This is a genomic window from Streptomyces sp. NPDC002602 (assembly GCF_042889445.1).
Lineage (GTDB): Bacteria > Actinomycetota > Actinomycetes > Streptomycetales > Streptomycetaceae > Streptomyces.
Map to the genome: position 1 here is coordinate 127,317 of NZ_JBIAQX010000017.1, position 11,381 is coordinate 138,697.

The following is an 11,381-nucleotide window of genomic DNA, read 5'->3' on the forward strand; positions in this document are numbered from 1 at the left end:
TCCGGGCCCCGTACAGGCCTGACGACCTGGTTAGTTACAGGTCGTGATGCTCAGGCTGCTGTCTCCGCAGAGCAGCAGGCTCGCGCGGCTTCCGCCGCCCGTCATCGCGGCCTCGGTGATCTCTTCCTTGGGGGTCTCCATCGACTGCAGGTCAAGAAGCGTCATGTCGTTTCCTCTTCTTCTCCGGGAATGTACCGATGGGTCACGGCCCCTTGCGGGACCGGCTTGGGGGCCGCTGCGGCGTCGCGCAGCGGCGGGAGGAACGGCAGGTGCGCGCGACCGCCGGGCGCGGCGCTGCCGAGGGCGAGGAGAGCGCCGGCCGTGCCCGTGGAGAGGTCCATGGACAGGCGCATCATCTGCTCGCCGGGGAAGGCCAGTTGGCCTTGGTAGGGGACGGCGTGCCGGGCGAGGGCGTCGATCTGCCGCGCGATGTCGTCGGGCCGCGTCCCGGGGCCGGGGGTCGTGGTCCGGGCGAGGTGCAGGATCATGCCGGCCGCGCCGCGGAAGAGTCCGGGCTGGGCGTAGAAGGTGGCCTGGGCGGCCGCCACGATGCCGCGCCGGGCTTCCTCGAAGCGCGGGTCGGCCCCGTGCTCCAGCCAGTCGTCGAGCACCATGCCGATGCCGGCGCTGCCCTCACCCAGGTAGGGCATGGTCCGCCAGCCCTCGTTGACCTGGAGGGTGCCGAACGCGCTGGTCACGCAGTGGTCGAGGTCGCGGTGCAGGGCTTGTCCGGCTCGTGCCAGGAGTTCCGCGTCGCCGGTGCGTTCGTACAGGCGCAGGAAGAGCAGCGCGGGGCCGGCGTTGCCGTACAGGAGTCCCGCCCGGGTGAGGTCGGGGGCGGAGCGGGCGACCAGCTCGGCGCAGCGCAGGGCGGCGTCGTGCAGGGCGTTCTCCCCGGTCGTGGCGGCCAGGGCGTCCAGTGCGAGGCCGATTCCGGCGAGGCCGCCGTGCAGGTCGGGGCCGACGGTCTGCCACGGCTGGCGCAGCAGTTGCTCGGCGAGGGCGAGGGCGCGTTCACGGTGCCCGAGCCGGTCGAGCGTCCAGGCGGTGCCGGCGAGGCCGTCGTAGAAGCCGAGGGGTGTGCCGGATGCCGGCTCCTCGGTGCGTTTGAGCAGCCACTTCTCGGCCTCGGGCCAGGGTTCGGCGCCGGTCTCGGCGAGGGCGTAGAGGACGCCTGCGGCGCCGTGTCCGAAGCCGATTCCGCCGCCGGCCGTGGCGAATTGGGCGATGTCGCCGGGGAAGAGCCTGTCGTCGCGGTCCAGGGTGGCCGAGGCACGCAGTGCGGCCGTCATGGACGCGCGGGCGCGGAACCAGTCCCCGGGTTCGACGGGCAGGTACGGGCCGGTGGGCACGGTCGGGCGATGGCCGGGCTCGCCGGGCGGCGGGTCGTAGAGGATCTCCTCCACCGCCTCGTCGAGGAAGGCCCTCGGTACGGGGAACTGTTCGGCGGCGATGTCGGCCAGGTGCGCGGCCTTCGCCCGGTCCAGTACGAACAGGCTGGTCAGTGGCAGGAACAGGGCGAGTCTGAGGCAGGCGAGGGCGTAGCGGTCGACGGAGAATCCGCGTCGTCCGGCGGGGGCGACGAACGCCGGGTTGGCGACGGTCTGCCGCAGCCCTTCGTCGACGTGGGCGGCGGCCTCGAAGTCCAGGAGCGCAACGGAGGGTTCGCCGTCCTCGTCCTCCGTCACCATGATGTTGAACAGGTGCAGGTCGTTGAAGACGACCCCGCGGGCGTGCACGGCCTCCACGGCCTCCGTCACCCGCCGGTGGATCGTCAGCGCCCACCGGGTGTAGGAGGCGAGTTCCTCCGGGTCGGGTTCCGCCTCGATCAGGGGGTGGCGGCGGGCGAAGTACGTGTTGAGCGGTTTGCCCTCCAGGTACTGAAGGACGAGGAAGTGGTGGTCGCCGACGGTGAAGGTGCCGCGGACGGAGGGGACGCAGTCCAGGCCCTCCAGTCGTTCCAGGGCGGTCCGCTCGCGGTGCAGCCGGGCCACGGCGTCGGCTCCGTCGGCGGCGAGTCCCGCATGGGGGCGGGCCTCCTTCAGCACCACCGGTTCGCCGGTGCGGCTGTCCGTGCCGGCGTAGACGCCGCCTCCGTTGGAGAAGTGGAGCGCGCGCTCGATCGTGTAGGGCACGTCGGTGAGCGTCACAGCCGAGCGGGCGTCGAGGTGCGGCTTCAGGAAGGCCGGGAGGTCGACCCACTCGGGCGGTTGGAACACCGGCCCGCGGGGGTCCGGGACGAGGGTGCCGTCGGGGGTCTCGATCGCCGGCACGAGTTCGCCCCGTGCGTCGTAGCAGTGCCGCAGGGTGAAGCTGCCGTAGCGCAGGTGGACCGGTCCGGCGGCCCAGCGCAGATCGCTCAGGATGTACGGTCCGGGCTCGCCGGTCAGCAGGGCGTCGAGGTCCTCGGCGATGCGCCGGCACTGCTCCTGGTCGGCCGGGTAGACGGTGATGAACTTGCCGCCCGCCGCGCGGTCGGCGTACTTGGCGTTGCGTATGTGCAGCAGGTGGCGGCTCGGCACGAACTTGAAGGCGATGCGCCGGGGCACGCAGTAGGCGTGGACGTGGTCGAGGATCGACTCGGCGTTGTCCAGACAGGCGGAGACGTGGATCTTCCAGCCCTGGGCGGGGAGTTCGACACCGACGGGGCGCAGCGCGTACCAGTCGCCGGTGCGGTGCGAACGCCACCCGGTCGGTACGGGAGCGAGGGCCGGGCCGTAGTTCTCGTCGGCCCGTCGGTACGGGGCGTCGTAGAACCAACGGTCGGCGTCGCAGAACGCGGCGTACCCCTTGTTCACTCCTGCTCCCTCGGTCGGTGACAGGAACGAAGGTGTCACGCGGGGCGTTGGCCCCGACAGTCACCGCTGTCACCGATCGGGTGTGCAGTACGCACGAGTCACTTGGCGGCCGGGCGGGCGCGGCCGGGGCCCGGGATGGGCGTGGTCGGGGCCCGGGATGGGCGTGGTCGGGGCCGGGATGGGCCGTCGGGGTGAAGCCGTCGCCCGCACCGCGCCGCCTCCCATCCGATTATCCGACTGGCCGTAGATTCCTTGCGTCCGGGAGCACCGGCCGTCAGACCGGTCTCCTTCGCTGCGACCGTCGGCGTACGGTCCGGTCCCGCCCGGGAGAGTGCCATGCGTTCTCGTGTCGCCGCCGCCGTCCTGGTCCTCGCGCTGGGCCTGCCGCTGACGGGCTGCTCGTCCGACGGGGCGGACCCCGCCACCCGGGGTGCCGCCGGCGCGCCGGCCGCCGGCCGCCAGAGCGCCCCCTCCCACCTGCGCTTCACCGCCAAGACCCTGGACGGCGCGGTGTTCGACGGCGCGGCGCTCGCGGGCAAGCCCGTGTTGTTCTGGTTCTACGGGGCCGCGTGCGCCGAGTGCCCTGCCCAGGCCTTCGAGACCGCGGCCCGGGCCGACCGCTACGTCGGGCGCGTGCACGTGGTGGCCGTCGCGGAACCTGGCGCGGGCAACGGCCTGCAGGGCTTCGCCGCCCCGGCCGGAGCGGGCCGGCTCCCGCACCTCTCCGACGTGGGCCACGCTCTGCGGGGCCGCTTCCACGCCGAGGGCATCAACACCTACGTGCTGCTCGACGAGGACGGCGAGGTCCTCTACAAGGGCGCCGGCGCGGAGGGCGACAAGCTCGACGGGGAGCTGGCCTCAGTCGCCTCCGGGGTCTGACGGGGGCGGGTCGGGTCGGGACGGCTCGGGGACGGTTCGGGGACGGTCGCGCATCAGAGGACCGGAAGCCGGCGCCGGGTGGCACGGGCGTCATCTGTCGCCGTCCTCCCCGGGCACGTCCGGCCCCACCGATCGGCCCGTTCGGGGGTTCGTGACCGTTCGAGACGGGCGCGGTGACTCGATGTGCCCGGGTCGGGACAGAGTGTCGCGCGATGCCCGACGGGGCGCCGGGCGACCGTCTCCGGCGCCTTCCCGACGGGCCCCTGCCCCGCTCTCCACCGACCCGGTCCCGACCCCTCGAACCGCCCCGTCGGCCGAGAGAACAGCGCGAATCACGACCCCGACGGCCATGCGGTGCTACAAATAGTCTGTGACCCATCCTTGCAACCCGTGCCGGGGACGTCGGTGCGGTCACTGAGCCGGAATCGCCCGCGAAGCGTCGCCCGACAGGTATTCGTCCTTCAGGTGGCGATCGTGGTGCTGCTCGCGGCCGGAGCGGTCCTGGCGCTGGTCCTCCAGTCCCGTCACGACGTCGACCGGGAGGCCCGCACCCGCTCGGTGTCGGTCGCGCAGACGGTCGCCCATTCGGCCGGGATGTGCGAGGCCCTGCGCTCGCCCGACCCCGCGAAGACCCTCCAGCCGCTCGCCGAGTCCACGCGCAAGGACGCCGGTGTGGACTTCATCGTCGTGATGGACACCGAGGGGATCCGCTACAGCCATCCGCTGCCCGACCGCATCGGCAAGCGGTTCGTGGGCACCATCGAACCCTCCCTCGCCGGCCAGGTGCACACCGAGAGCGTGCAGGGACCGCTCGGCAAGGAGATCCAGGCCATCGTGCCGGTCCACTGCGACGGCAAGGTCACGGGACTGGTGTCGGCCGGGCTCACCGTGAAGAACGTGTCCGGCGTGGTCGACCGCCAGCTCCCCGTCATCCTCGGGGCCAGCGCGGCCGGACTCGCCCTGGCCACCGTCGGCGCGTGGCTCATCAGCAGGCGGCTGCGCCGCCAGACCCACGGGCTCGGCCCCGAGGAAATGACCCGCATGTACGAGCACCACGACGCGGTGCTCCACTCGGTCCGCGAGGGGGTGGTCATCACCGACGGTGGCGGACGGTTGCTCCTCGCGAACGACGAGGCGAAACGGCTGCTGAAACTGCCGGCCGACGCCGAGGGCCAGTACATCGGGAACCTCACCGGACTCGACCGGACCGTGTGCGACCTGCTGCTGTCCGGCCGGGTCGCCACCGACGAGGTGCACGAGGCCGGGGAACGGCTCCTGGTGATCAACCAACGGCCGACGCGTCCCGGTGGCGGGCCCGAGGGGGCCGCGGTCACCATCCGTGACTCCACCGAGATGCGCGTCCTCAGCACCCGCGCCGACGCGGCCCGGCGGCGGCTGAGGCTGCTGTACGACGCCGGGGTCGGGGTCGGCACCACCCTCGACGTGGGGCGGACGGCCCAGGAACTGGCCGACGTGGCCGTTCCGCGGTTCGCGGACTTCGCGACCGTCGAGCTGGCGGAGGCCGTCCTGCACGGGGACGAGCCGAGCAGCACGGCGCCCGACCTGCTCCGCACCGGTTTCAGCGGCATCGCCGACGACGTGCCGCTGTACCCGCGCGGCAGGCTGATCGACTTCCGGCCGTCCACGCCCCAGGCCCGCGGCCTCACCACCGGCCGGGCCGAACTGATCCCCGATCTCGCCGACGCGCCGGGCTGGTACGCGCAGGACCCGGAGCGGGCGCAGGCCATCCTCGACTACGGCGTGCACTCCCTGATCACGGCCCCGCTCAAGGCGCGGGGCGCGGTGCTGGGCCTGGTCAACTTCTGGCGGTCGCGCAAGGACGAGCCCTTCGACGAGGAGGACCTGTCGCTCGCCGAGGAACTCGTGGCCCGGGCCGGTGTCACCATCGACAACGCCCGGCGCTACACCCGCGAGCACGCCCTGGCCGTGACCCTCCAGCGCAGTCTGCTGCCGCGCGACCTGCCCGAGCAGAGCGGCGTCGAGGTGGCCCATTTCTACCTGCCGGCGCAGTCCGGGGTGGGCGGCGACTGGTTCGACGTGATCGCGCTGCCCGGCAGCAGGGTCGCGCTCGTCGTCGGCGACGTCGTCGGCCACGGGTTGCACGCGGCGGCGGCCATGGGTCGGCTGCGTACGGCCGTCCTCAACTTCTCCTCGCTGGACCTGCCCCCCGACGAGCTCCTGACCCGGCTCGACGACCTCGTCCAGTACATCGACCAGGGCGGGGACGGCGGAGCCGACGGCGGCCTGCTCGGGGCGACCTGTCTGTACGCCGTCTACGACGCGGTGACGCAGCGCTGCACGGTGGCACGCGCCGGGCACGTGCCCCCGGCGATCGTGCGGCCCGACGGCAGCGTGGAGATCCCCGAGCTCCCCGCCGGCGCGCCCCTGGGACTGGGTGGCTTCCCGTTCGAGTCGACGGAGTTGGAGCTGCCGGAAGGCTCCCAGCTGGTGCTGTACACCGACGGGCTGATCGAGGACCGCGCCCGCGACATCGACGAGGGTCTCGACCTGCTGCGGGCGGCCCTCGCCCACGCGGACCGCAAGCCCGAGGACACCTGCCGGGCCGTTCTCGCGCAACTCCTGCCCGTGCGTTCCCGCGACGACGTGGCGCTGTTGGTCGCGCGGACGTCGGCGTTGCCGGCGGACCGGATCGCCGAGTGGGAGGTGCCCTTCGAACCGAGTTCGGTGGGAGCCATCCGGGCGGAGGCCGTACGGAAGCTGGAGGAATGGGGGCTGTCCGAGCTCGCGTTCGGCACCGAGCTGGTCCTCAGTGAACTCGTCACGAACGCGATCCGCCACGGCTCCGCGCCGGTGCGCGTCCGTCTCCTGTTCGACCGGATGCTGACCTGCGAGGTCTTCGACGGCAGCAGCAGTTCACCCCGTCTGCACTACGCCACCACCACGGACGAGGGTGGCCGCGGACTCTTCCTCGTGGCCCAGATCAGTCGGCGATGGGGAGCCCGGTACACGCCCGATGGCAAGGTCCTCTGGTCCGAACAGCCGCTGCCGGACCCCGAGGACGGGTAGCCGCGCATCCGTCGCCGAGCGAGCGGACCTCGGCGGCGCCCGGGGCGCGGGTCGGTGAAGTGCTCCGCCCGGCGGGCCGTTCGGGCGCCCGCGCCGACTCTGGGACGACCTGCGGCAATCACGTTTTCGCCATGGACGCATCACAACTCGGCATCCGATCTCCAGGGTCGCCTCGACGCCTGAATTGCCGTTTTCGCGGCCTGTAACGTTCACGCGTTCGAAGAAGTTCCCTTGGAAGGACCCACCATGTCGACTCCGCCGTCGCCTCAGGGCGAGCACACCGCTCCCCCGGCCCCTGGCACGCCCGCTCCCGAGGCCGCGAAGCCCAAGGGTTCCAAAGCGAAGAAGGCCCTGAGGTTCGTCGCCCTCGTCGTCGTCGCCCTCGTGGTGAAGTTCGGCATCTCGTACTTCTTCAACTCGCCGGTGCGCGCCGAGGCGGGCGACTGCGTCAAGGTGACGGGCAGCGAGAACAGCCCGGAGGTGGAGACGAAGGGCTGCGACGACAAGGACGCCAACTACAAGGTGCTGAAGGTCGTGGAGAACACCTTCGACACCGCGGCGTGCACCGTGGGCGAGGCGGCCCTGGCACAGCAGTGGGAGCAGGAGAAGTTCGTCCTCTGCCTGGAGCCGGTCAAGCACTGACCCCGCTCCCGCCGGTGACGCCCGCTCACCCGGCGCGTCCGCACCCGCGACCGCGGCATTCCGCCGCCCCCTCCCCCCGGGAGGGGGCGGTTCGACGTTCGCACGGGGTTCGGGCCCGCGGCAGGGGGAAGCCCCGGCCGGTCTGGGGGGTGACCGGCCGGGGCGGCTCGGGGGTGCGACCGGGGGGCTACGCCCCCTGTGCGGTCACATCTATATGAACGCTCAACCAGTCGGCCACGTTCCCTCGCCCCGACGTGACCCCCGTCACCCCCGCCGACGCCCCTCGCGTCGGTCCCGAACGCGGGGCTGCCGCCCCCGGCGCGAGGGCCGGGGGCGGCAGCCACCACCGCGGATCGGAGCCGCGGGCGCGGCCGATCAAGGTCACGCCGGGGCGTGGGGGGTCCGCTCCTTCAGCAGGGCCCAGATGATGAAGATGTCGATGGCGATGATGATGATCGCCCACAGGGGCTGGTACGGCAGCCACAGGAAGTTCATCACGATGCTGAGGGCCGCGAGCCCCACACCGAGGATGCGCGCCCATGCCGCGCCCTTGAGGATCCCCACACCGGCGATGAGCAGGATCACGCCGAGGATCAGGTGGATCCAGCCCCACGCCGTGAGGTCGAAGCGGTAGATGTAGCTGCCCACCCGTGCGAAGACCTCGTCGTTGGCGAGGGCCCCGATGCCGTTCAGGACGGCGAGCACCCCGTCGACGAAGAGCAGGACACCGGCGAACATGACGCCCGAGCCCGTGTAGCCGGCGCCGCCCCGCTCGCTCCAGCGGGAAGGTTCCGGTGTCGGCGCCCCGGACGGGGTCGCGGTCTGGGCCATGACAGCCTCCTTGGCCGAACACTCCCGAGTAGTTGGACACGCCGGCGATTGCGACGTGCAGCCGACGATCCGCCGCCGCGACCGCCGCCACCACCCGAGCAGGGCCATTCGAGTGAACGCCCCCGGAGTGCGGCGGGCACGTACGGGCACGGCCGGCGGTCGTCGAACGCGGCGCCGAGGCGGCGGAACGCGATCCGGACGGGCCGTGCGTTCCCACGCCGACCGGGGCCGGGTGCTCCGGGGCGCGCGTCCCCGGACCGCGACCAATCCGACCCGGCCCCGGCTGCGAAGTGCCTGTGTACGCCCGCTTCGGCGGCGCGGCCGTGTCCTCGTGCCCGAACCGTGCACGAGGGTCCCTCTGGCGGAAGGAGCCTCGATGAGGCCCGTGGCAGACCGACTGGCCGAACTCCTCGGGCATTTCCTCGCCGGGCCCCCACCGGTGCGCCTGCGCGCGTGGGACGGCAGCGAATCCGGCCCCGAGGACGCCCCCCTGGTCGTGCTCCGTTCCCCCGACGCCCTTCGTCGCCTGTTGTGGCAGCCGGGCGAGCTCGGCCTGGCCGAGGCCTACATCGTCGGCGACCTGGACATCGAGGGTGACCTGGCCGACGGTCTCGGTCGCGCCTGGCAGTCCGTGCGCGAGCACGGCACCGTGACGCCGGGCCCGACGGGATGGGCCCGGGCCGGCGCGCTCGCCGTGGGACTGGGCGTGGCCGGCATACCGCCGCACGCCCCGGACGCCCCCCGGGCCCGCCTCAGCGGCCGGCTGCACAGTTCCACCCGTGACCGGGCAGCCATCAGCCACCACTACGACCTGTCCAACGAGTTCTACGCCCTGCTGTTGGACCCGTCCATGGCCTACTCCTGCGGCTACTGGTCCCGTCCCGACGACCCCGACTACACACCCGCCGACGCCCAGTACGACAAGTTGGAACTGATCTGCCGCAAGGTCGGCCTGCGGGCGGGCTCCCGTCTCCTGGACGTCGGTTGCGGTTGGGGTTCGCTCGCCGTCCACGCCGCGCGCGCCCACAAGGCCCAGGTCACCGCCGTGACCCTGTCCCGGGCGCAGCGCGACTTCGTGACCGACCGGGTCGCGCGGGAGGGCCTGTCCGATCTGGTCGAGGTGCAGTTGCGGCACTGGCGTCACATCGACGGCGGGGGCTATGACGCGGTCAGCGCCGTCGAGATGGGCGAGCACGTGGGGGACGTGGAGTACCCCGAGTTCACGTCGCTGCTCCACGGAGTGCTGCGACCCGGTGGACGGCTGCTGATCCAGCAGATGTCCCGGGGTCTGAACGCTCCCGGCGGCGGCGCCTTCATCGAGACCTACATCGCGCCCGACATGCACATGCGGCCCGTCGGTCGCACCGTCGATCTCATCGAGGACGCGGGGTTCGAGGTGCGTTCCGTCGAGGCCCTGCGCGAGCACTACGCCTGGACCATCGACGCGTGGCGTCGCACCCTGGAGGAACGGTGGGTGGACTTCGAGGCGCTGGTCGGCCAGACCACGGCCCGTGTGTGGCGTCTGTACCTCGCCGGAAGTTCGCTCGCGTTCACCGAGCGCCGCATGGGCGTCGACCAGATCCTCGCCGTCCGGCCGTCCCGGGAGGGGCGCAGCGACATGCCGGCCACGCCGGTGAGCTGGTACGAATCGCAAGGACGGTCGTGAGCGCCGCAAGGAGGTCCCCGATGGGCCCCGAGTCGCTCCACGTTCCCGCCGCGCCCGGCCGGGAGCTGCCGTCGGCGCTGTCCCTGCGACGGAATCCGGCGCATCCGACGGCGGCGATCCTCGTGCTGCACGGGGGCCGCGCCGACGGGCTGACCGCGCCGCCCGCCCTGAACCTTCCCCTGGTGCGCATGAGGGCGTTCACCCGGGCGCTCGTGCGCGCCACCGGGCCGGACCGGGTGGTCGTCGCGGAGGTGCGCTACCGCCACCGGGGCTGGAACGGCGCCCGGGAGGATCCGGTGCGGGACACCGTGCGCGCCCTGACCGAACTGCGCGGCACCGCCGGACCCGTTCCCGTGGTCCTGGTGGGCCACTCCATGGGCGGTCGGGCGGCGTTGCGCGCGGCCGTCGACCCTTCGGTACGGGCGGTGATCGGGCTCGCCCCGTGGTGCCCGCCCGGTGAGCCGGTGACACAGCTCGCGGGCAAGTCGGTGGTGCTCCTGCACGACGAGGCGGACCGGGTCACCGATGCCCGGGCGAGCTGGGACCACGTGCGGCGGGGTCGCGCCGGCGGGGCGCGGGCCGCGGGCGTCGTCATGCCCGAGGGCGGGCACGCGATGCTCCGTCAGTCGGCGCGCTGGCACGAGGCCACCGTCGCCGCCGCGCTGGGGTTGCTCGGGGCGCGCGAACTCCCCGAGGGCCTCTTCACCGGGCCGGTCCCGATGCCCTGGCCCCTGCCGGACGGTGTCGGTGCCCCACGCGGAGCCGGCCGCCGCCCGGGAGGCGGCGGCTGACGGTCGGGCGCACGCGGCCGTGGGTCGCGCGGGCCTCGGACCGGTGACGGACGGGCCCGGGCGCACGCCACGATGCCACCTCGCGGTTCGGTCGCGAGGTGGCATCGTGGCGGCGAGGTCGGCTCCGGCGTCCGTACCGGGGCCCCGCCGGCGGGCGGTTGGGGTCGGGTCACGCCAGCAGTTTCGCCTTCGCCCGCTCGAACTCCTCCTGGGTGATGTCGCCCTTGTCCTTGAGCGTGGAGAGCTTGTGGAGCTCGTCCGCCGCACCGCCCGGGGAGCCGGTCGTGCCGGCCGCCTTCTGGACGTACTGCCGGAAGGCCTGCTCCTGCTCCTCGGCCTGCTTCACGTCCCGTTTGCCCATGCCCCGACCTCGGACGATGAGGTAGATGAAGACGCCGATGTACGGCAGCAGGAGGACCAGGATGAGCCAGCCCGCCTTGCCCCAGCCGTGCAGTTCGTGGTCGCGGAAGATGTCCGTGATCACCTTGAAGAGCAGGAAGAACCACATGACCCAGATGAAGATCCAGAGCATGGTCCAGAACAGATTGAGCAGTGGGTAGTCGTCCACGAGTCACTCCGATCACATATGCGACGAAACCATTCATACCGCCGGGGGGGGGGGGGGGGGGGGGGGGGGGGGGGGGGGGCGGGGGGGGGGGGGGCCCCGCGGCCCGCGGGCGCGACAGGGACGGGGGCGGCCGCGCCCCCCCCCCCCGCGGCCCCCCC

The 11,381-nt window shown here is 72.8% G+C and carries 9 protein-coding genes; 5 read left to right on the forward strand and 4 right to left on the reverse strand.

The genetic code is table 11. From position 1 onward, the window contains the following. Positions 1–30: 30 nt before the first annotated feature. Positions 31–165 carry a SapB/AmfS family lanthipeptide gene (locus ACFYW3_RS32295; protein ID WP_053678097.1) on the reverse strand — a complete coding sequence of 45 codons (135 nt, stop codon included), beginning with the start codon at positions 163–165 and terminating at the stop codon, positions 31–33. Then, entirely contained in the window at positions 162–2,798 is a 2,637-nt protein-coding gene (gene lanKC, locus ACFYW3_RS32300) for a class III lanthionine synthetase LanKC (RefSeq protein WP_389388106.1), read from the reverse strand. The genes ACFYW3_RS32295 and lanKC overlap by 4 nt, the downstream gene beginning before the upstream one ends. 336 nt (positions 2,799–3,134) lie before the next feature. Between lanKC and ACFYW3_RS32305 the strand changes: the two genes are divergently transcribed. From ACFYW3_RS32305 to ACFYW3_RS32315, 3 genes are all read left to right on the forward strand, one after another. Beyond that, positions 3,135–3,677: a TlpA family protein disulfide reductase gene (locus ACFYW3_RS32305; RefSeq protein WP_389388107.1), complete on the forward strand. Its 543-nt coding sequence runs from the start codon at positions 3,135–3,137 to the stop codon at positions 3,675–3,677. A 405-nt stretch (positions 3,678–4,082) separates the two neighbouring features. After that, positions 4,083–6,725 carry a SpoIIE family protein phosphatase gene (locus ACFYW3_RS32310; protein WP_351763348.1) on the forward strand — a complete coding sequence of 881 codons (2,643 nt, stop codon included), beginning with the start codon at positions 4,083–4,085 and terminating at the stop codon, positions 6,723–6,725. 246 nt (positions 6,726–6,971) lie between these two features. After that, positions 6,972–7,367, forward strand: coding sequence for a hypothetical protein (locus ACFYW3_RS32315; protein WP_351763337.1), 396 nt, complete (start codon positions 6,972–6,974; stop codon positions 7,365–7,367). A 381-nt stretch (positions 7,368–7,748) separates the two neighbouring features. Here the strand turns inward: ACFYW3_RS32315 and ACFYW3_RS32320 are convergent, their stop codons facing one another. Then, positions 7,749–8,198, reverse strand: a complete 450-nt coding sequence (locus ACFYW3_RS32320) for a hypothetical protein (protein ID WP_351762704.1) — start codon at positions 8,196–8,198, stop codon at positions 7,749–7,751. Between the two features lie 376 nt (positions 8,199–8,574). Here ACFYW3_RS32320 and ACFYW3_RS32325 point away from each other — a divergent pair, with 376 nt between their 5' ends. Beyond that, a complete protein-coding gene (locus ACFYW3_RS32325; RefSeq protein ID WP_351762707.1) occupies positions 8,575–9,864 on the forward strand; it encodes a cyclopropane-fatty-acyl-phospholipid synthase family protein in 1,290 nt (429 codons plus the stop codon). 20 nt (positions 9,865–9,884) lie between these two features. Further along, positions 9,885–10,655: an alpha/beta hydrolase gene (locus tag ACFYW3_RS32330; RefSeq protein ID WP_389388108.1), complete on the forward strand. Its 771-nt coding sequence runs from the start codon at positions 9,885–9,887 to the stop codon at positions 10,653–10,655. Positions 10,656–10,824: 169 nt separating this feature from the next. Here ACFYW3_RS32330 and ACFYW3_RS32335 read toward each other — a convergent pair whose 3' ends face one another. Then, positions 10,825–11,223, reverse strand: coding sequence for an SHOCT domain-containing protein (locus ACFYW3_RS32335; RefSeq protein ID WP_053678116.1), 399 nt, complete (start codon positions 11,221–11,223; stop codon positions 10,825–10,827). Between the last annotated feature and the right edge of the window lie 158 nt (positions 11,224–11,381).